Source organism: Hydrogenophaga sp. (assembly GCF_018780385.1).
Lineage (GTDB): Bacteria > Pseudomonadota > Gammaproteobacteria > Burkholderiales > Burkholderiaceae_C > Hydrogenophaga.
Genome location: NZ_JADMJO010000024.1, coordinates 1 through 18,825, shown reverse-complemented (window position 1 = coordinate 18,825; position 18,825 = coordinate 1). Strand labels below are relative to the sequence as shown.

Here is an 18,825-nt window from a genome sequence, read left to right as displayed (position 1 = left end):
GAAACCACAGGATCACGCACAACATTCTGTTGCACCTACCCTACCCAGTGTAGGGCGCCAGGGTCGCTTGCGCGTCACGAGGGCGCAACATCCCGGGCTTGCAGCGCGCAAAAAGTCCTGCTCCATGCGGCTTGCGGCACCGCTGGGCATACTGAACCTTTGCCTCCAAGCGTGAACTCACCCCGCATGATCGAAATTTCAGACGTGTCCATGCATTACCAGCTGGGCTCGGCACGCATCGACGTGCTGCGCTCGGTGTACCTGTCGGTGGCCGCTGGCCAGCGCATCGCCATCACCGGGCCTTCGGGCTCGGGCAAGACCTCCCTGCTGCTGCTGCTCTCGGGCCTGGAGCGCCCGGCCGGTGGGCGCATCGCCATCGACGGCACCGAACTCGGTGGCATGGACGCCGACGCGCTGGCCGACCTGCGGCGCGACCGCATCGGCATTGTGTTCCAGTCGTTCCACCTGCTGCCCAGCCTGAGCGCGTTGGACAACGTGGCCCTGCCGCTGCAGATGGCCGGACAACGCGACGCCCACAGCCGCGCCACTGCCTTGCTGCAGCGCGTTGGCCTGGGCGCGCGGCAAGATCACTACCCCAGCCAGCTCTCGGGTGGCGAACAGCAACGCGTGGCCATTGCCCGGGCGCTGGTGCACCGCCCTCGCCTGCTGCTGGCCGACGAGCCCACCGGCAACCTGGACGACCACACCGGGGAGGCCATCCGCGACCTGTTGTTCGAACTCAATCGGGAGGCCGGCACCACACTGGTGCTGGTGACGCACGATCCCGACTTCGCCGCCCGCTGCGATCGGGTGCTGCGGCTGCACGACGGCCATCTGAGCGCCATCATGACCACGGGACAGGCAGCCGATGCGGTTCCTGTTTAGCCTGGCCTGGCGCGACCTGCGCGCCAGTGGCCGGCATCTGTGGATCTTCTGCGCCTGCCTGGTGCTGGGGGTTGCCCTGGTCACAGCCGGCGGCGGGCTGTACCGCCAGGTGGCCGGCGCACTGCAAAGCGATGCGCGCCTGCTGTTTGGTGGTGACCTGGAGGTGGAGCAGACGGAGGCACTGGCGCCCGAGGTGCTGGCGTGGATGAACGAACGCGGCGCGGTCTCGCGTCTGGTGGAGCTGCGCACCATGTTGCGCGCACCCGACGGCCGTGCGCAGCTGATCGAACTGCAGAGCGCCGACCAACGTTACCCGCTGTACGGCACGGTGGAGCTCGCCCCGGCCGGGCCACTGGCCGCCGCGCTGACCGAGATCAACGGTGTGTGGGGCGCGGCGCTGGACGCCACGCTGGCCCGGCGTCTCGACCTCAAACCTGGCGACACCGTGGAGGTGGGCAACCTGAGCCTGGAGGTGCGCGCCCTGGTGGTGCGCCAGCCCGACCGCAGCCTGCGCGCCGACTGGGGCGGCGCCCCGGTGCTGGTGGCCGACGGCGCCCTGGCCACCACCGGCCTGGTGCAGCCACTCAGCCGCGTGGAGTACCACTACCGCGTGCGCACCGCGCAGCCCGCCGAATGGCGCGACGCTTTCATGGCGGCGTTCCCCGATCTGGCAGCCGAAGTCACCACATTTGACGAACGCAGCGACCGCATGGCCGAGGTGCTGGGCCAGATCGGCTCGGGCCTGCTGCTCATTGGTTTCTCCGCCTTGTTCATTGGCGGGCTGGGCGTGTTCAACAGTGTGCAGGCCTACTTGCAGGGCAAGCTCGGCACACTGGCCACCCTGCGCGCCGTGGGCCTGCGCGATGGTCGCCTGGCCGCTCTGGTGCTGCTGCAGATCCTGATGCTGGCGCTGCTCTCCAGCCTGGGCGGTGTGGTGATCGGCAACGCACTGGCCTTGGGCGGTACGCTGGCCGCCGCGCAGCAGTTGCCGCCGGCGCCTCTGCTCAGGGGGCTGTGGTTGCCCTCGCTGGTGGGCCTGTGCTTCGGCGTGCTGACCGCGCTCACCTTCGCACTGCCCGCGCTGGGCCGCGCGCTGTCGGTCTCGCCGGCCGCGCTGTTTCGTGGCATCGACGGCAACACGCTGAAGACGCCCAGGCGCGTGTGGTGGCTCACGGGTGGCGTGGCCGCGGTGGTGGGTGCGCTGGTGGTGGCCAGCGTGCCCGATGCGCGCTTTGGCCTGGCCTTCGTGGTGGCCACGGTGCTGCTGCTGGTGCTGCTCGAAGGCGTGACGCGCCTGCTGCGCGGCCTGGCTCGAAGCCAGCTCAATCGGCCCGGTGCCGACCTGCCGTTTGAATTGCGCCTGGCCATGGCCGGCCTGCAGCGCAGCGACTCGCCGCTGCGTGCCGCGTTGCTTTCTCTGGGCGCCGCACTCACGCTGCTGGTGGCCTGCACGCTGGTGGTCACCTCGCTCCTGCGCGCGGTGAACGAAACCGTGCCCGAGAACGCGCCGGCCCTGGTGTTCTACGACGTGCAGACCGAACAGATCCCGCTGCTGCAAGACACGCTGAAAGCCCAGCCCAGCTTGCGCCAGCTCACCACCGCACCGCTGGTGCTGGGCCGCCTCACCGGGGTGAACGGCGAAGCGCTGCGCGACAGCGACGATGGCCAGCGCGTGCGCGAAGCGCGTGACGAGCAGAAATTCAGCAACCGCGCCGGCAACATCGACGACGTGGTGATCCGCGACGGCGCCTGGTGGCCGGCCAACCACACCGGCGCTCCGCTGGTGGCCATGGAAGATCGAGAAGCCGACCAACTCGGCCTGAAGGTGGGCGACCGCCTCACCTTCGAGATTCTGGGCGCACCGGTGCAGGCCGAGCTGACCGCCATCTACAGCCAGCAGCGGCTGCAGGCGCGCCTGTGGCTGGAAGGCATCTTCAGCGACGGTGTGCTCGACCCCCACATCACCCGCCACGTGGGCGCCGCCTGGCTCAACCCGGCCGAAGCCCTGCAGGCGCAAGACCGGCTGGCCGCCGCCGCGCCCAACATCGCCACCGTGCGCACCGAATCACTGTTGCGCGAAACGCGCGTGCTCATGGGCCGCGCCAGCAGTGGCCTGGCGGTGGTGGCCGGCGTGTGCCTGGCGGCCAGCCTGCTGGTGCTCGCCAGCGTGGTGGCCAGCAGCCGAGCGCGCCAGGTGTTCGAGGCCACGGTGATGCACGCGGTGGGCGCGCGCCTCTCCAGCCTGCGTCGCGTGCTGTATTGGGAATACCTGCTGCTCGCGGTGGTGACGGCCGGCTTTGCCACGCTGGCCGGCAGCGCACTGGCCACCGGCCTGCTGCGCTGGCGGCTCGATCTGGACCCCATGGGCCTGTACTGGACCGGCGCACTCACCGCCATCGGCGTGAGCGCGGTGAGCCTGGGGCTGGGTGCGCGTTATCTGCTGGCGCAGATGCGGCTGAACCCGGCGATGTTGCTGCGCAGCGGCACCTGATCGGCCCGATCGGGCCACTGCGTGCGCTGTCGTACAGACAGCTGTCGGCACGCTTCTGACACTGGAAAGCTGTCACCACTCGGTCTCAACGCCCCCACAAACACATGCACCGCATCACCACCACCGACCAGACCTCGCTCTACCTCAAGGATTGGGGTGAAGGCAGTCCGGTCGTGCTCATCCACGGCTGGCCCCTGAGCGCCGACTCCTGGGACGACCTGGCCGTCTCGCTGGTCGAGGCCGGCCACCGTGTCATCGCCTACGACCGCCGCGGCTTCGGTCGCTCGTCACAACCCTGGAACGGCTACGACTACGACACCCTGGCCGACGACCTGTGGGAAGTGATGGAGCAGATGGACGTGCAGGACGCCACGCTGGTGGGCTTCTCCATGGGTGGCGGCGAGGTGGCGCGCTACATGTCGCGCCACAGCGGCAAGAACGTGGCGAAAACCGCGCTGATCTCTTCGGTGCTGCCGTTTCGCCTGAAAACCGCCGACAACCCCACCGGCGCAGAAGCGTCCGCCTTCGACAAGACCGCCAAGGCCCTGGCCGACGACCGGGCGAAGTTCTTCACCGGCTTCTTCCGTGACTTCTTCGGTCTGGGCTCACCCGACAGCCGCGTCAGCGACGAAACCCTGCGCTGGGCGCACAACATCGCCATGCAGGCGGGCCTGCGCCCCACCGTGGCCTGCATGCGTGCGTTCTCCAGCACCGATTTCCGCCCGGACCTGGCGGCGTTTGAGGTGCCCACCCTGCTGATCCACGGCACGGACGACAAGACCGTGCCGATCGCGGCCTCCAGCCGCCTGGCCGCGCCCGCCATTGCCGGGGCGCAGTTGATCGAATACGAAGGCGCGCCCCACGGCCTGTTTGTCACCCACAAGCAGCGCCTGGCCAAAGACCTGCTGGCGTTTCTGAAAGCCTGAGGGGCCACCACCATGGCCAAGCGCACGGTGGCGTCCAGCTGGGTGAAGGTGTTCAACCGCAACCTCGCCACACTCACCCGCAACACGCGGCGCGCACAGACGCGCACCGCAAAGGCCGTGGTGAAGCAGGTCAAAGCCAAGGCCAGACAGCCACCGGCCACGCCCGGCGACTGGCTCAGTGGCATGGCCATCGGGCCGGGTGGCGCCCGCCGCTACCGACTCTATCGCCCGCCCGACCTGCAGGCCGGCGAGCGCCTGCCGCTGCTGGTGATGCTGCACGGTTGCGGTCAGGACGCCGCCGGCTTTGCGCAGAGCACACGCATGAATGCGCTGGCCCGGCGTGAGCGTTTTCTGGTGCTCTACCCCGAACAAGACCGCCTGGCCAGTGCGCAGCGCTGCTGGAACTGGTTTGACACGCGCAGCGGGCGCGCACACGGCGAAGTGGCCTTGATCCTCGCCGCCATCGACCAGGTCTGCCTGCTGCAACCGGTGGACCGCGCCAGCGTGGCGCTGGCCGGCCTGTCGGCCGGCGCGAGCATGGCCGCGCTGATCGCATCGAGACACCCCGCGCGCTTCAAGGCGGTGGTGATGCACTCGGGCATCGGGCCGGGCGCAGCCGATTCCACCGCCACCGCACTCGCGGCCATGCGCGGGCACCGCCTGCCCGCGCCGTGGTCGCCTGCGCCCGGCCAGATGCTGTTGCCCCTGCCGCCACTGCTGGTGATCCAGGGTGGACGAGACGCCGTGGTGGCCGCCAGCAACGGCGCCGCCGCCGCCGGAGTGTGGGCCCTCGCGGGCGGTGCAGCAGCCGGCACCCGGCGCAGCCAGCAGCGCGGCCAGCGCCACCCCATGCACGTGACCGACTTCAAGCACCGGGGTCGCACCGCCGTGACCTTGATCGACGTGGACCAGCTCGGCCACGCCTGGAGCGGTGGCGCGGCCAACCAGCCTTACAGCGATGCGCAGGGCCCCGACGCCTCCCGCATGGTCTGGGCCTTCGTGTCGCGACAGTTCGGCGGCACCAGGAAGCCCGCTGCGTCGACCACGCGCCCCGCACCGGCCCGCCCCAACCCGTTCTTCACACACCCCTTCTTCTTCAACCCTTTCAAACTCCCCTCCGAGGCACTCGCATGAACAAGGATCAACTGCTGGGCACGATCAAGCTGGCACTCGGCTCGCTCGAAGAGCGCTGTGGCCAGGTCACGGGCAGCACGCGCTGGCGTCTCTCGGGCGTGAAACGTCAGGTGGTCGGCCAGACGCAGCGCCTGGTGGGCAACGCCCGGGCAGCCATGAAGGGTGCGACACTCAAACAATGAACCGTCCTCCGATCTACCCCGAGCCCGCGCCGATGAGTGCACCCACCACCGGCAATGGCGTTGGCGACAACGCCGCGCCCATCACCGCGCCCGTTGATCCGCTGTTCCTCGCGGCGCCGCGTGTGTCCACCTTCCACGGCAAGCAGCCCCTGACCAACGCCAGCGGCTTCTTCTTTGAGCGCGACGACCGCCTGTTCCTCGTGACCAGCCGCCACGTGGTGATCGACGAAGACACGCAACATTTCCCCGACCGGCTGGAGATCGAACTGCACCTGGACGCGTCCAACCTCACGCGTTCCACCGGCTTTTCGATGCTGCTCTACGACGATGGCGAAGCCGTGTGGCACCAGGGTCGCGACAGCGGCGGTGAAATCGACGTGGCCGTGATCGAACTCGACCGCAGCGCGCTGCCCACCGAGTCGGTGATCCGCGCATTCAGCCCGGCACACATGTCGACCAACTTCGACGAAGTGCACCCCGGCGCATCGCTGCTGGTGGTGGGCTTCCCACTGGGCTTTCACGACGCCCTGCACCACCTGCCGGTGCTGCGCCACGCGGTCATTGCCTCGCCCTACGGCATCCGCTTCCAGGGCAACGGCTACTTCCTGACCGACGCCCGCACCCACCGCGGCACCAGCGGAGCCGCCGTGGTGATGCGCGACGCCTCCCCCGAAGCTCAGACCGCCGCCCTGCCCTGGAAACTGCTGGGCGTGCACTCGTCGCGCATGGACATGGGCGACCGGGATCTGGTGCTGGACGAGTCGCTGGGTTTGAATTGCGCCTGGTATGCGGACATCTTGTTGACGCTCACGGAGCCTCGGGAGAGTGACGCGGAGGACTGACAATCCATCCATGACCCTCCCCATCCGCCCCGCCGTACTCAACAGCCCGGACTACCCCTTCACCCCCGTCAACGCCCCGATCAAACTCGACCAGAACGAGTCGTTCGCCGACTTTCCCGACGAGCTGAAGGTCATCGCGCTGGAGCGGCTGCGCCATGCCCCGTGGCACCGCTACACCGATCTCAACGCCGAGACCTTGAGCGATGCGATCGCAGCGCATGACGGTTGGTCGGCCTCGGGCACGGTGGTCACCACCGGCAGCAATGTGTTGATTGCCTTGCTGATCCAGCTGTGTGCGCTGGGTGGGCGGGTGATCACGGTCACACCCAATTTCGCGCTGTATGCGCTTGATGCCAAGCTGCTCGGCGCGTCGCTGACCGAGGTGCCCTTGCGTGCCGACACGTCGCTGGACATGGATGCGGTGATCACGGCGCTGGGCTCGTCCACGGGCGACGGTCCGCACGGTGTCATCTACATCCCCCGCCCGCATGCACCCACTGGCTCGCTCTGCTTGCTGGACGAACTGGAACGCCTGGCAGTGGCCTGCCCGGGCTGGCTGCTGGTGGTGGACGAGGCCTACCACCACTTCGCGCCCGACGATGCACGCGCGCTCGCCCGGCGGCATGAACACGTGGTGCTGCTGCGCACTTTCTCCAAAGCCTGGGGGCTGGCGGGTGTGCGGCTGGGTTATGCGCTGGCATCTGACGCGGTGGCGCGTCAGTTGCGCAAGCTGGTGCCGCCGTTTGGTGTGTCGCTGATGCAGACGGTGTGCGCTCAAGTCGCGCTGGAGCAACCGGGTTATGTGCAGGAGCGCGTGGCGATCACGCTGCGTGAGCGCGAACGCATGGCCACTGCGCTGCAGGCACACCCCACTTGGCAAGTCTTGCCGTCACACACCAACTTCCTGCTGATCCGCACACCCGATGCGGCCGCGGCACACGCGGACTTGCTCGCGCAAGGCGTGCTGGTGCGCCGACAGGACAGCCTGCACGGGCTGCGGGGCTGCATCCGCGTGACGGTGGGAACCGTTGAAGAGAACAGCGCGTTTCTTCGCGCCGCCGGTTTGCGCGTTTAGCGCACCACCGGCGCACCGGGCATCGGCTGCATCGGCTGCATCGGCTGCGGGGGCGCCATGGGCTGCATCGGCGGCATGGGTTCCGGGGGAGGCATGGGCTGTGCGGGCGGCATGGGTTGCATCGGGGGGATCGCCGGCACCGGTGTGACCAGCTCGCGGATCACGCCACCGCTCTCCACCGATCCACTCACGGTGCCTTCACCGCGCACCATGCGCTCGCAGGTGGCCTTGTTCTCGGGCGGCAGCTCGGTGCAGCGCCTCATGGCGTTCTGCATGCGCGACTCCGGCGTGTCGCCCAGTCTGGGCGTGCGCTTCTTGCTCTGGTCGCGCACCGCGGCGGCTTCACGCAGGCAACTGGTGCGCTCGTGTTGCGAGTCGCTGCGCATGCAGGCGGCGCGGTCCTGCTCGTAGGTGGTCTGGGCCCAGGCGCCCGCCGTGGACAAGGCAGAGGCCGCGACCAAAGCGGTGCGGGCCAGAATGAGAGACGGTTGTTTCATGGTTTTCCTTTGTCTGCGCTGAACGACATGCGCGCTTCCATGCAGTCACGCTACCCGGCGCTGCGTGTAAGGTCTGTGCTCCAGCGCACCCATGATCCGGAGACACCGATGAGCCTTGTGCATTTGTTGCGGCGCCACGCGCGCCAGACCCCCGACCGCCCCGCCATCTTCCACGGCACCGACGCCTGGGCCACCCATGGCCAGTGGGCGCAACGCAGCGCGGGTCTTGCGCAGCGCATGGTGGCCGCCGGCCTGGTGCCGGGCGACCGCGTGGTGCTGTTCATGCGCAACCACCCGCGCTACCTGGAGATCCTGTGGGCTGCCTGGTGGGCCGGGCTGGTGGTGGTGCCGGTGAACGCCAAGCTGCACCCGCGCGAGGCCGAGTGGATCGTGGCCAACTCCGGCGCACGCTGGGGCTTCGTCACGCACGACGTGGCACACGCGCCGCTGGCCGGGCTGGAGCAGCAGATCGATGTGGAGTCCGCCGCTGGCGACGATCTGCTTGCCCCCGTGAGCGATGCGTGGGCGGTGCCGGTGATCGAGCGGGACGCGCAGGACGTGGCCTGGCTTTTCTACACCAGCGGCACCACGGGGCGCCCCAAGGGCGTGATGCTCACGCACCGCAACCTCATGACCATGGGGCTGACCTATTTCGTCGACGTGGACCCGGTGACGGCCGATGACGTGATCGCCTACGCCGCGCCCATGTCGCACGGTGCGGGCATCTACGCCATCCCGCACCTCATGGCCGGCGCGCGCCACCTGGTGCCGGCTTCCGGCGGTGTGGACCCGGCCGAGCTGTTTGCGTTGGGTGAGGCCCTCGGGCCGCTCTCCACCTTCGCCGCTCCCACCATCGTCAAGCGCCTGGTGGACCACGCCGAGCAGCACGGCCTGTCCGCAGACGTTTCGGCTCGCGCCTTCAAGACCATCGTGTACGGCGGCGCCCCCATGTACGCGGCCGACATCGCGCGCGCCTTGCGCGTGATGGGCCCGCGCTTCGTGCAGATCTACGGTCAGGGCGAGACACCCATGGTGGGCACCGCGCTCTCGCGCCAGCAACTGGCCGACACCACACACCCGCGCTGGGCCGAGCGCATGGCCTCGGTGGGTGTGGCGCAGACGCCGGTGCAGGTGCGCGTGGCCGATACAGATGGCCGAAGCCTGCCCACGGGTGAGGTGGGCGAGGTGCTGATCAAGGGTGACAGCGTGATGGCCGGCTACTGGCTCAACCCCGAGGCCTCAACCGCCGCGGTGCGTGACGGCTGGCTCTTCACCGGCGACGTGGGCTGCCTGGACGCCGACGGCTTCCTCACGCTCAAGGACCGCAGCAAGGACTTGATCATCAGCGGTGGCTCCAACATCTATCCGCGCGAGGTTGAAGAGGTGCTGCTCACCGCGCCGGGCGTGGCCGAGGTGGCGGTGGTGGGCGCGCCCGACGCCGAGTGGGGCGAGGTGGTGGTGGCCTTTGTGGTCGTTCAATCCCGTGCGAGTGTGACCACCGAGCAGCTGGATGCGCATTGCCTGGCGCAAATGGCGCGCTTCAAACGACCCAAGCGTTATGTGCTGGTGAACGAGCTGCCCAAGAACAATTACGGCAAGGTGCTCAAGACGGAGCTGCGCACCCGCTTGTGAGCGCTGAAACGGGGGGGGGTGTGTTGCCTGCGGTCACGTCTCTTGCTGTTTGTGATTCGCTGGCACAGCTTAACCATTCCGTTACCTGTCAACGATGGAACCGAAGCGTGTTTCAGGCATCTACTGCCAACATGTTCAAAAAATTCTGGTACCACCGCTCCTTCAACGCCGCCCTGCTCGAGCTGGGCATCACCACCTCCGAACTGAACCCCGCTTTTCGCGAAGAGGTGCTGTCAACGGCGCTGCGCGAACATCTCACGCCCAAGGAGGCCGCTCTCGTGGTGCTGTCCGCGGTCTATCCACGTCTGAGTCTGGTCGACAGGCTCAGCAGCATCCATGTGGTGCGCAAGTGGCGCGGCAGTCCGCAGGTCAGCGAGGCCAACTACCAGCGAACACAAAGCGGAGGCCTTGCCTTCGCACAGGCCCCCGCGTTCCGCGAAAGGTAACGGGCGCCATGGGCGGGTGAGCCCGGCAGAATCGCACGATCTGCTCCACCACACACCGCCCCATGAACCACGAAGCCGACTTCCACGCCGACCGCTGCCGGCAAACGCGGGCCGACCTCGCTCTGGCCTTGCGCGCCGCCGCCCGTTTCGGTTTGTCCGAAGGCGTTTGCAACCACTTCAGCGTGGAACTGGCCGACGGATCGGGCCGTTTCCTGCTCAACCCACGTGGCCTGCTGTGGAGCGAAGTGCAGGCCGACGACATCGTGATGGTGGACACACACGGTGAGGCTCTGGTTGGTCGGCACCCGGTGGAGTCGACCGCCATGCACATCCACAGCGGCATACACCGGCTTGCTCGCCAGACCGTGGTGCTGCACACGCACATGCCTTACGCCACCGCCCTCACGCTCACGCAAGACCGCGCGCTGGACACCGCGCTGTCGCAGAACGCCATGCGCTTTCATGGCCGGGTGGCGATCGACCCGCACTACAACGGCCTCGCGCTGGACCAGCGCGAAGGCGAGCGCATCGCACGCGCCATGGGCTCGGCCGACATCGCCTTTCTGGCCAACCACGGCGTGGTGGTGTGTGGCGCGCGCATGGACCACGCTTTCGACGATCTCTACTACCTGGAGCGCGCCTGCATGGCGCAGGTGCTGGCCCAGTCCACCGGACGGCCGCTTCAGCCGGCCGACGCGGCCACCGCCGCGCGCGTGGCCAGCCAGATGCACAGCGAGCGTCTGCAGTCGGAGCTGTTTTTCGAGGCCTTGCGCCGCACCGTTTAGCTGAGGCGCCGCCGCATCAGGCGCCCAGGCGGGCCAGCAGGTTCTCGCTGGCGCGTGCAGCGTGTTGCAGCGCCAGCGCGCGCGCCTGGACCACGTCGCCGGCTTCGATCGCATCGGCAATCGCCTGGTGTTCGTCCCAGATCGGTCGGCGCAGGCCGTGCAGCTGGATGACGCCACCCATCACCCGGCGCAGGTGGACCCAGTGCATGCGTGAGCTGTCTTCAATGAGCGGGTTGCCGCTGGCCTGGTACACGGCGCGGTGGAAGGCCATGTCGGCGTCGATCATGGCGCGCACGTCGTCACCGGCGCTCGCCTCACGGCCCTTGCGAATGATGTCCGGATCGATCCGCGCCCGGCGCTCGGCCGCCAAACCCGCAGCCAGCTCGTCCAGCACACCCCGGATCTTGTAGACGTGCCCGATGGTCTGCGGGTCGAGCGGGGTGATGAGCACACCGCGCCCGGGCGCGTCCTGCACCAGCCCGTCGGTCTTGAGCTGGCGCAAGGCCTGGATGACGGGTGAACGCGACACCTCGAGCTGTTCGGCCACTTCTTCCTGCGTGATGCGGGTTCCCGGGGCCAGCGAGCCGTCGCTGATCGCGTCCAGCAGGACCTTGTAGACCTCGTCCACGTAGTTGGTGCGGGAGGGGAGCTTTGCCGTGAACGACATGGTGACCTTCTGTATTTTGGATTCAGAGTACAGCGAAAGACAGAAGGGTAAACCGATTTGGGTTGACAGATCCGCCCATCCCTTTTATCTTTGAACTCTGTATTCAGAGTTCAGAACTCCAATTTTTACCCCACAAACCGCCGGAGACACCGCATGACCCAGCCCATGGACAAACTCGACAGCCAACGCTCGACCGGCACCGCCGCACCGATGGAAAAGAAGCTGATTCCCTATGGCGGCTACCACACCAACAAGATCCCGGGCCACGACCCGGAGCTGACCGAGGTGGGGCCGGGCACGCCCACGGGCGAGTACATGCGCAGCTTCTGGCAGCCGGTCTGCATGTCCATGGAGCTCACGGACACACCGCATTTCCTGATGATCCTGGGCGAGGAGCTGGTGGCTTTTCGCGACAAGAGCGGTCGCGTCGGCCTGCTGCACGCCCATTGCGTGCACCGCGGTGCCTCGCTGGAATACGGCTCCATCCAGGAGCGCGGGATCATGTGCTGCTACCACGGCATGGTGTTCGACATCGACGGCACCTGCCTGAAGGTGCCCTTCCCCAAGGGCGAAGAGGCGGACGCCGAGCGCTACGCCTGCTCGATCCGCCAGGGCGCCTACAAGGCCTTCGAGCGCAACGGGCTGGTGTTTGCCTACATGGGCCCGCCCGAGAAGGAGCCACCGTTCCCCGAGTGGGAAAGCGACTTCACAGTGTTGCCCGGCGACGAGCTGGTGCCCTACAGCAACTTCCAGCACTGCAACTGGCTGCAGGTGCAGGACAACGCCGCCGACAACTTCCACACCGCCACGCTGCACTCGGCCAAGAACGTGGTGGGCGGGAATTTCCAGGGCACCACGTTCGACGAGGTGGGCGCGCCATCGATGGAGGTGGCACCCGACATGCAGTTCGTGCCGGTGCAAGGGGGCCGCTCACTGGCCTGCGCGGGCGCGCGCCGTGTCAGCGACGACCGCCTGTTCATCCGCGTGCAGCACCAGGTGCTGCCCAACCTCAGCCTGCACGCCTACACGTCCGAAGACGGCTCGGCGCAAAAGCACTTCAGCCGCTTCCACATCATTCGTTGGACCGTGCCGGTGGACGACGTCAACAGCAAGATGATCGGCTGGCGCGTGATGGGCCCGGGCATCGACACGCGCGGCGTGGGCATCAAGTCGCTGGTGGGCTACGAGTCGATCGACTTTCTGGAAGGTCAGGTCGCACTGCGCCGGCCAGAGCGCTTTGGAGAGCACGACATCAACGACCGGCCGGAGGTTCCGACCAACCACCGCATGCGCGCCAACTACAAGCAGGCGCAGTACGCGCCGGGTGACTATGAGGCCATCATCAGCCAGCGGCCGATCGCGGTGCACGCGTTGGAAAACCCCACCAAGCTCGATGCCGGGGTCTACATGTTCCGCAAGCTGCTGCGCGACGCCGTGCGCGGCACCAATAAAAACGCCAGCGCCGAGGGCTTCGCCGAGTGGCTGCGAGAAGCCGCCGGCATGCCGCGCAGCTTCTGCTCGGGCAACGTGCTGGAGATCCCGGTGGGCGCGCGCGTGGAAGACGAAATCGTGCGCCGGCGCCACGTGACCAAGGCGGTGGTGACCATGCTGGCCGAGAGCGAACACCTCAAGGGCGCCGAGCGCGAGCGGTTCGTCAAGACGAAGATGCTTGCGCTGGAAGCCGAGATGAAAGCCAGCGCCTCAGCGTCCTGATCGATGACCGAACTCGACACCTTGCTGGATTTGCGGATCCGCCAGATCCGCATGGAAGCGACCGGCATCCACTCGTTCGAGCTGTGTGCGCTCGACCACGAGCGCCTCCCGCCCTTCACCGCCGGGGCCCACATCGACGTGCACCTGCCTGGCGGCCTGGTGCGGCAGTACTCGCTGTGCAACGACCCGGCCGAGACACGCCGCTACGTCATCGGTGTGTTGAAAGACGTCAACGGTCGCGGCGGCTCGCTGCGCGTGCACGAGGCGTTGAAGGTCGGCGACACGGTGCGCGTGAGCCACCCGCGCAACCAGTTCGAACTGCAGCCCGACCAGACCTCGGCCCTGCTGCTGGCCGGTGGCATCGGCATCACTCCACTGAAGTCCATGGCGCACAGCCTGCTGCAGGCCGGCACACCGTTCGAGCTGCACTACTGCGCACGCTCCCGCGAGGTGGCCGCCTTCACCGAAGAACTCGACGCCCTCAACCGCCGGGCCCCGGGCTCGGCGCGCTGGCATTTCGACAACGGCCAGGTCGGTGCGGGCCTGGACCTGGTCGCCCTGCTGGAGAGTCAGCCCGAGGGCACCCACCTGTATTTCTGCGGGCCACCCGGGTTCATGAAAGCCTGCGGTCAGGCCGCCGCTCATTGGCGGCCGGGCACCGTGCATTCGGAGCACTTCCAGGCACCGACGCGCACCGAGCCCCCGGCCCCCACCACCGGGGCCACCGTGCGGCTGGCGCAATCGGGGCGGGAACTGGTGCTTCCCGACGGCGGCGACCTGTTGGAGCTGCTGAGCCAAAACGGCATCCATGTGCCCACGTCGTGCATGAGCGGGCTGTGCGGCACCTGCAAGACTGGCTACGTAGACGGTGAGGTCGAGCACAACGACTTCATCCTGGGCGACGATGAGAAGAATAGCTGCCTCACGCTCTGTGTTTCCCGCGTCACGAGTCGCAGCATCACGCTGCACCTGTGACGCCACCACCCCACCGCATCCAGGAGCCAAGCCATGGGCATTTATGCGGCTTACGACAAGCGCCCTTCCGTGAACAGCACCTGCTATGTGGCGGAGACCGCGGCGGTGATCGGCGATGTGCGGCTGGGCGCTGGCTGTGGCGTGTGGCCAAACGCCGTGCTGCACGCCGACTCGCAGCCCATCGAAGTGGGTGAGGACAGCAGCATCCGCGACGGCGCCGTGATCCACAACGAGTGCGACACGCCGGTGCGCATCGGCCGTGGCGTGGTCATCGACAACGGGGCCGTGCTGCAGGGCTGCGTGATCGGGGACGGCACGCGGGTGGGCGTTAGAGCGGTGATCTTCGGTGGCGCCGTCATCGGGCGCCACTGCATCGTGGCCGACGGCACGCTGGTGCCGCACGGTGCCACGTTTCCCGACGGCACCCTGATTGCGGGCATGCCTGCCCACGTGGTGCGGGCGCTGACGGCAGACGAAATCTCAGGCCTGGGCAAGGACGCCACCGGCCAGCGCGACGAGGCCGGCGTGCTGCGTCGGCTGCTCACGGGCTCGATGATCCAGCGGGCCTTTCAGCAACTGTGCTGAGCGAATTCCACCCAGTGAGGCCCGCTCGGTGTGTATGGCGTCGCACAGACGCCGCGAGGGCCGGCCCGACATGATGAAATGCCCGGGCTGGTGCGCCGCAACCTCTGCGGCGCCAGCACGACCCTCTTTCAAGAAGAACCGCCATGAACCTTCACCTGAGCATCGGCCCCCTGGTGGCCCTCATCGCCGGCATCCTGATCCTCATCATGCCGCGCATGCTGAACTACATCGTTGCCTTCTACCTGATCATCGTGGGCGTGATCGGCCTGTTCGGTCGCAACCTCGGCTTGTGATGCGTGCGGCCTGAGCCGCATGCAACCACCAGGGGTACTGTCTCAGGCAGTGCCCCTTTTTTCATGGGAAAAGCGCTGCGGCTTCAGATTCAGCCCACCCAACAATTGAACATATATGTTGACGTGAATATCACTAAAGATAAAATACACGTTCATGTCAAAGCAATCACAGGCCGTCCTCAATCTCACACCCGCCACGCTGAGCGCCATCGAGACAATGGGCTCGCATCTGGCGGTGGCACGCGTGCGCCGCAAGGAATCACTGGCCACGCGCGCCAAGCGCATCGGCGTGTCGGTGCCCACGTTGAGCCGGATGGAAAACGGAGACCCCACCGTCTCGCTGGGCGCCTATGCCCAGGCCTTGTGGTTGATCGGCCGCGACGGTGAGCTCGCACGCATCGCCGCCCCCGAATTCGACCGGGACGCATTGGAGATGGACGTGAATGAAGCCATCCAGTTGGGCAAGCAGCGCGCCACACGCGCCATGAACGTGCGCCTCAGCCGCCAGGCCAAGGCGCTCAAGCCCACCCCGAAGGCGTGACGCCCCATGCCGGCGCGCCAACCCACACCCCTCAAGCGCACGGCCGCAGCCGTGCCCGAGCGTCTGTTTGTCTGGTACCTGGCTGACCCGCACAACCCGGTTCTCATCGGTGAGATCGGGCGCGTGAGCAATGGCGATGCAAGCCTCACCTACACACCGTCGTGGCAGCACGACGGCTTTGCGCTGAGCGAAGACATGCCGCTGCGCGAGCGAACCCATTCACCCGTGCACCGGCGCCACCGCGAGCCCGCAGCGCCCGGTGCGCTGGACGACTCGCGTCCGGACCGGTGGGGCGAGAAGGTGATCCGCACCCTCTACAAAAAGGGCGCAACGCTGCGCGACCACCTCTACCTCGCCGGCGACGACCGTTTTGGCGCTCTGGGCGTCAGCGGGTCCGACACGGAGTACCAGCCCTTCAACCGCAGGCCCCTGCCTCGCTTGCACGACGTGCCCACGCTGGCCGAAGCGGCCGCCGTCATCCAAAGCGGTGAGGGTGAACTCACCACACAGCGCAGGGAACTGCTTGGCGCGGGGGGCAGCCTGGGCGGTGCCAAGCCCAAGGCTGTTGTCAACATCGAAGGCGAAGAGTGGGTCGTTAAATTCTTCGACGGTGAACCCTGGGACCAGCCCCTCGTGGAGCACGCCTGCATGACGTTGGCTCAAACGGCCGGGGTGCGGGTGGCGCAGACGCGCGTCATCACACTGCCGGCCGAACATGCGATCGCCGTGCGTCGCTTTGACCGCATTGGCAACACCCGCGTGCACAGCGTGTCGGCCTCCACGCTCCTGCGCGCGGCGACGCCTCAGGGAGAAGAGCCCCAGTACGGGTATCCGCAACTGGCCCGCCGCCTGCGCGCCATGGGCAATGTGCAGCGTCTGGACCAACACCTGCAGGACCTGTTTCGGCGGATGGCTTTCAACATCCTGATCGCCAACACCGACGACCACGAGAAGAACCACGCGGTGACCTACGAGTTCATCAACGGGGTGCCGGTGGTCAACCTGAGCGACGCCTACGACGTGGTCACCACCGGCTCCGGCGCGCTCGCGCACGAATTCATGATTGCCGACGATGTCGTCGACCCCGACCTGCAAGCCGCCATCTCGGTGCACCGGGATTTCGGGCTGGATGAAACGCAGGCGCGCGACGCGGTGAGCGAGGTGGTGCGCGTGGTCGACGGCTGGCATGCGCACTTCACCGCATGTGGCGTGACGGCCGGGGACATCGAGGCGCTCGCCGAGTTCATCGACAGTGACGAGCTGAAGCAGCAGCGCGACGAGCACCGACACCCCGCAGCGAGCCCTGGGCCACGCAAGCGCAGGGCGGGCACACCCAGGATTTTCCGCTGACGCCGGCACACCAAAGCCCGTCGCACCTGGAGTGCGGCGGGCTTTTTCACGCCTGCGGGTTGGCATCAAGCTTGCAAGCCATCTTGAATACAAGACGGAATGCTCACGCATGGTGCGGGTCGCTTCCATCCTGGTGCGTCATCCCTTGTTCAACCCGCTGGAGTCCTCCATGAAGAAATCCCTCATCACCATGCCCACTTCCTCCAGCCGCCGCACCGTGCTGCAGCTCGGTGTCGCGGGTGCCGCCATCGGCGCGCTGGGCGCACCGCGCATCCTGCGCGCGCAGGCCGCCACCAAGGTGCGCCTGGGCTACTGGCCCATCGCCGCCGGCCTGCCGTTCTATTCGGCCATCGAGCTGGGCTATTTCAAGGAAGCCGGCCTGGACGTGGAGCCTTTGAAGTTCGCTGGCGCCCAGCAGGTGATGGAAGCGGTGCTCTCGGGCCGCTCCGACGGCACGGCCAACGGCACGGGGTCGGCCAACGTCGCCATCGGCGAACTCGCCCAGCCGGGCACCTTCAAGATCTTCTGCTCCAACCCCAGCAACGTGAAGAACGTGCTCGACGAAGTCATCGTGCCGGTGGCCAGCCCCGCCAAGGTGATGGCCGACCTCAAGGGCAAGCGCGTGGCCTCGGGCCCCGGCATCCAGAACGTGACCCTGGCCAAGACCATCCTGGAGCGCGGTGGCGCCACCGGTGCCACCGTGGTTGAACTGCCCATCGGCCAGCACGTGGCCGCGCTCGCCGCAGGCCAGATCGACGGCGCCTACACGCTGGAGCCCACGGGCACCATCGGCCGCCTGAACGGCACCAGCCGCGTGCTGGAGGCTGGTGTCATTGCACGCTACGTGCTGGGCGACAACATGGCGCCGTGGTTCGGCGGCTCGGCATCGCTGTCGTCCGAGTTCATCAAGAAGAACCCCGAGGCGGCGAAGAAGTTTGTGGCGGCGTACGCCAAGGGCGTGGCCTACGTGCGCAGCAAGCCGGTGGAGGCGCGCAAGTACCTCACGGGCTACACCCCCATCGAAGGCGCACTCGCCGGCGAGGTGCCACTGGCCGCCTACACGATGTACAACGAGTTCACGCCCGCCGACATCGGCCACTTCCAGAAGTTCTTCGACTTGTTTTCCGAGAAGGGCATCTTCAGCTCGCGCCTCATGGTCGACACCATGATCTACAAAGGCTGAAAAAAATGACAGCCCCCACGTTTGCCGCTTTGCGGCTGCTCTGCCCCCCAAGGGGACGCATGTCGCCTTGGGGCGGCCCGGCGGCGCCATGACCGCGCCCAACGCGGCGGAAGCCGCCAAGCCCTGGACACCCCCAGCCGCCAACGCGGCCCCGGTGCCCCGCAAGACCGACTGGGGACGCGCCCTGCCCTTCGTGGGCCCGGTTGTGCTCTTCATCATCTGGGACCTGGTGGTGCGCACCGGCTTCATCAAACCCATCCTGCTGCCGCCACCGCTGGACGCGATGCGCGCCCTGGTGGGTGGTCTGGCCGGTGGCCCTCTGCTGGGCGACTTCCTCGTCACAGTCTGGCGCACGGTGCAGGCCTTCCTGATCGCGGCCATCGTCGGCATGCCGCTGGGTGTGCTGCTGGGCAGCAACGAAAAGGCCTACCGCAGCGTGGAGTTCCTGATCGACTTCTTCCGCTCCACGCCTTCGTCAGCGCTCATCCCGCTGTTCCTCATGGTGTTCGGCGTGTCCGACATCAACAAGGTGGCCATCGCCGCGTTTGGCGCGCTGCTGATCGTGGTCTTCAACAGCGCCTACGGCGTGATCAACGCGCGCAAGCAGCGCGTGATGGCGGCCA

General features: G+C 67.4%; 20 protein-coding genes. 18 read left to right on the top strand and 2 right to left on the bottom strand.

The window, feature by feature from the left end:
* The first annotated feature begins 186 nt into the window (after positions 1-186).
* The 7 genes from IV113_RS10720 to IV113_RS10690 all read left to right on the top strand — a co-directional run bounded on the left by IV113_RS10720 (position 187) and on the right by IV113_RS10690 (position 7,535).
* Positions 187-885 (top strand): ABC transporter ATP-binding protein, encoded by a 699-nt coding sequence (locus tag IV113_RS10720; protein ID WP_291084326.1) that lies wholly within the window; start codon positions 187-189, stop codon positions 883-885.
* Complete coding sequence (locus tag IV113_RS10715) at positions 869-3,376, top strand: FtsX-like permease family protein (protein WP_291084324.1); 2,508 nt, start codon at positions 869-871, stop codon at positions 3,374-3,376. Before IV113_RS10720 ends, IV113_RS10715 begins: the two co-directional genes overlap by 17 nt.
* A gap of 104 nt (positions 3,377-3,480) precedes the next feature.
* Positions 3,481-4,302, top strand: a complete 822-nt coding sequence (locus tag IV113_RS10710; RefSeq protein ID WP_291084321.1) for an alpha/beta hydrolase — start codon at positions 3,481-3,483, stop codon at positions 4,300-4,302.
* Between the two features lie 12 nt (positions 4,303-4,314).
* Positions 4,315-5,436, top strand: coding sequence for a PHB depolymerase family esterase (locus IV113_RS10705; RefSeq protein WP_291084318.1), 1,122 nt, complete (start codon positions 4,315-4,317; stop codon positions 5,434-5,436).
* Entirely contained in the window at positions 5,433-5,618 is a 186-nt protein-coding gene (locus tag IV113_RS10700) for a CsbD family protein (RefSeq protein WP_291084315.1), read from the top strand. Before IV113_RS10705 ends, IV113_RS10700 begins: the two co-directional genes overlap by 4 nt.
* 32 nt (positions 5,619-5,650) lie before the next feature.
* Positions 5,651-6,460 (top strand): serine protease, encoded by an 810-nt coding sequence (locus tag IV113_RS10695; protein WP_291084312.1) that lies wholly within the window; start codon positions 5,651-5,653, stop codon positions 6,458-6,460.
* 10 nt (positions 6,461-6,470) lie between these two features.
* Entirely contained in the window at positions 6,471-7,535 is a 1,065-nt protein-coding gene (locus IV113_RS10690; RefSeq protein WP_291084309.1) for a histidinol-phosphate transaminase, read from the top strand.
* On the opposite strand, the gene IV113_RS10685 is transcribed toward IV113_RS10690, so the two are convergent.
* Entirely contained in the window at positions 7,532-8,032 is a 501-nt protein-coding gene (locus IV113_RS10685) for a hypothetical protein (RefSeq protein ID WP_291084306.1), read from the bottom strand. The two genes, IV113_RS10690 and IV113_RS10685, sit on opposite strands and share 4 nt — an antisense overlap.
* Positions 8,033-8,140: 108 nt before the next feature.
* Here IV113_RS10685 and IV113_RS10680 point away from each other — a divergent pair, with 108 nt between their 5' ends.
* From IV113_RS10680 to IV113_RS10670, 3 genes are all read left to right on the top strand, one after another.
* Positions 8,141-9,664, top strand: a complete 1,524-nt coding sequence (locus IV113_RS10680) for an AMP-binding protein (RefSeq protein ID WP_291084303.1) — start codon at positions 8,141-8,143, stop codon at positions 9,662-9,664.
* Between the two features lie 131 nt (positions 9,665-9,795).
* Positions 9,796-10,110: a hypothetical protein gene (locus IV113_RS10675; protein WP_291084301.1), complete on the top strand. Its 315-nt coding sequence runs from the start codon at positions 9,796-9,798 to the stop codon at positions 10,108-10,110.
* 62 nt (positions 10,111-10,172) lie between these two features.
* Positions 10,173-10,895, top strand: coding sequence for an aldolase (locus tag IV113_RS10670; protein WP_291084298.1), 723 nt, complete (start codon positions 10,173-10,175; stop codon positions 10,893-10,895).
* A 16-nt stretch (positions 10,896-10,911) separates the two neighbouring features.
* Here IV113_RS10670 and IV113_RS10665 read toward each other — a convergent pair whose 3' ends face one another.
* Positions 10,912-11,562 carry a GntR family transcriptional regulator gene (locus tag IV113_RS10665; protein ID WP_291084295.1) on the bottom strand — a complete coding sequence of 217 codons (651 nt, stop codon included), beginning with the start codon at positions 11,560-11,562 and terminating at the stop codon, positions 10,912-10,914.
* A gap of 153 nt (positions 11,563-11,715) precedes the next feature.
* Between IV113_RS10665 and IV113_RS10660 the strand changes: the two genes are divergently transcribed.
* The 8 genes from IV113_RS10660 to IV113_RS10625 form a co-directional block, all read left to right on the top strand.
* A complete protein-coding gene (locus IV113_RS10660) occupies positions 11,716-13,275 on the top strand; it encodes a Rieske 2Fe-2S domain-containing protein (RefSeq protein ID WP_291084292.1) in 1,560 nt (519 codons plus the stop codon).
* Between the two features lie 3 nt (positions 13,276-13,278).
* The gene (locus IV113_RS10655) at positions 13,279-14,250 is read left to right on the top strand and encodes a PDR/VanB family oxidoreductase (protein ID WP_291084290.1); all 972 of its coding nucleotides are present in this window, start codon (positions 13,279-13,281) and stop codon (positions 14,248-14,250) included.
* 33 nt (positions 14,251-14,283) lie between these two features.
* On the top strand, positions 14,284-14,835 hold the full coding sequence (locus tag IV113_RS10650; protein WP_291084287.1) for a gamma carbonic anhydrase family protein: 552 nt from the start codon (positions 14,284-14,286) through the stop codon (positions 14,833-14,835).
* Positions 14,836-14,978: 143 nt separating this feature from the next.
* On the top strand, positions 14,979-15,128 hold the full coding sequence (locus IV113_RS10645) for a DUF3096 domain-containing protein (RefSeq protein WP_082585588.1): 150 nt from the start codon (positions 14,979-14,981) through the stop codon (positions 15,126-15,128).
* 154 nt (positions 15,129-15,282) lie between these two features.
* Positions 15,283-15,669, top strand: a complete 387-nt coding sequence (locus IV113_RS10640) for a helix-turn-helix transcriptional regulator (protein WP_291084280.1) — start codon at positions 15,283-15,285, stop codon at positions 15,667-15,669.
* A 6-nt stretch (positions 15,670-15,675) separates the two neighbouring features.
* The gene (locus IV113_RS10635) at positions 15,676-17,019 is read left to right on the top strand and encodes a type II toxin-antitoxin system HipA family toxin (RefSeq protein WP_291084277.1); all 1,344 of its coding nucleotides are present in this window, start codon (positions 15,676-15,678) and stop codon (positions 17,017-17,019) included.
* Positions 17,020-17,188: 169 nt separating this feature from the next.
* Complete coding sequence (locus IV113_RS10630) at positions 17,189-18,202, top strand: ABC transporter substrate-binding protein (protein ID WP_291084274.1); 1,014 nt, start codon at positions 17,189-17,191, stop codon at positions 18,200-18,202.
* Between the two features lie 88 nt (positions 18,203-18,290).
* Positions 18,291-18,825: ABC transporter permease subunit (locus IV113_RS10625; protein WP_291084271.1), on the top strand; the 535-nt coding region annotated here is incomplete at its 3' end.

Excerpts from the sequence above, each read along its gene's own strand:
- IV113_RS10655 (WP_291084290.1), top strand. The coding sequence starts at position 13,279 with ATGACCGAACTCGACACCTTGCTGGATTTGCGGATCCGCCAGATCCGC.
- IV113_RS10690 (WP_291084309.1), top strand. The coding sequence starts at position 6,471 with ATGACCCTCCCCATCCGCCCCGCCGTACTCAACAGCCCGGACTACCCC.
- IV113_RS10665 (WP_291084295.1), bottom strand. The coding sequence starts at position 11,562 with ATGTCGTTCACGGCAAAGCTCCCCTCCCGCACCAACTACGTGGACGAG.
- IV113_RS10640 (WP_291084280.1), top strand. The coding sequence starts at position 15,283 with ATGTCAAAGCAATCACAGGCCGTCCTCAATCTCACACCCGCCACGCTG.
- IV113_RS10680 (WP_291084303.1), top strand. The coding sequence starts at position 8,141 with ATGAGCCTTGTGCATTTGTTGCGGCGCCACGCGCGCCAGACCCCCGAC.
- IV113_RS10675 (WP_291084301.1), top strand. The coding sequence starts at position 9,796 with ATGTTCAAAAAATTCTGGTACCACCGCTCCTTCAACGCCGCCCTGCTC.
- IV113_RS10685 (WP_291084306.1), bottom strand. The coding sequence starts at position 8,032 with ATGAAACAACCGTCTCTCATTCTGGCCCGCACCGCTTTGGTCGCGGCC.
- IV113_RS10720 (WP_291084326.1), top strand. The coding sequence starts at position 187 with ATGATCGAAATTTCAGACGTGTCCATGCATTACCAGCTGGGCTCGGCA.
- IV113_RS10710 (WP_291084321.1), top strand. The coding sequence starts at position 3,481 with ATGCACCGCATCACCACCACCGACCAGACCTCGCTCTACCTCAAGGAT.
- IV113_RS10700 (WP_291084315.1), top strand. The coding sequence starts at position 5,433 with ATGAACAAGGATCAACTGCTGGGCACGATCAAGCTGGCACTCGGCTCG.
- IV113_RS10635 (WP_291084277.1), top strand. The coding sequence starts at position 15,676 with ATGCCGGCGCGCCAACCCACACCCCTCAAGCGCACGGCCGCAGCCGTG.
- IV113_RS10630 (WP_291084274.1), top strand. The coding sequence starts at position 17,189 with ATGAAGAAATCCCTCATCACCATGCCCACTTCCTCCAGCCGCCGCACC.
- IV113_RS10705 (WP_291084318.1), top strand. The coding sequence starts at position 4,315 with ATGGCCAAGCGCACGGTGGCGTCCAGCTGGGTGAAGGTGTTCAACCGC.
- IV113_RS10645 (WP_082585588.1), top strand. The coding sequence starts at position 14,979 with ATGAACCTTCACCTGAGCATCGGCCCCCTGGTGGCCCTCATCGCCGGC.
- IV113_RS10650 (WP_291084287.1), top strand. The coding sequence starts at position 14,284 with ATGGGCATTTATGCGGCTTACGACAAGCGCCCTTCCGTGAACAGCACC.
- IV113_RS10660 (WP_291084292.1), top strand. The coding sequence starts at position 11,716 with ATGACCCAGCCCATGGACAAACTCGACAGCCAACGCTCGACCGGCACC.
- IV113_RS10695 (WP_291084312.1), top strand. The coding sequence starts at position 5,651 with ATGAGTGCACCCACCACCGGCAATGGCGTTGGCGACAACGCCGCGCCC.
- IV113_RS10715 (WP_291084324.1), top strand. The coding sequence starts at position 869 with ATGCGGTTCCTGTTTAGCCTGGCCTGGCGCGACCTGCGCGCCAGTGGC.
- IV113_RS10670 (WP_291084298.1), top strand. The coding sequence starts at position 10,173 with ATGAACCACGAAGCCGACTTCCACGCCGACCGCTGCCGGCAAACGCGG.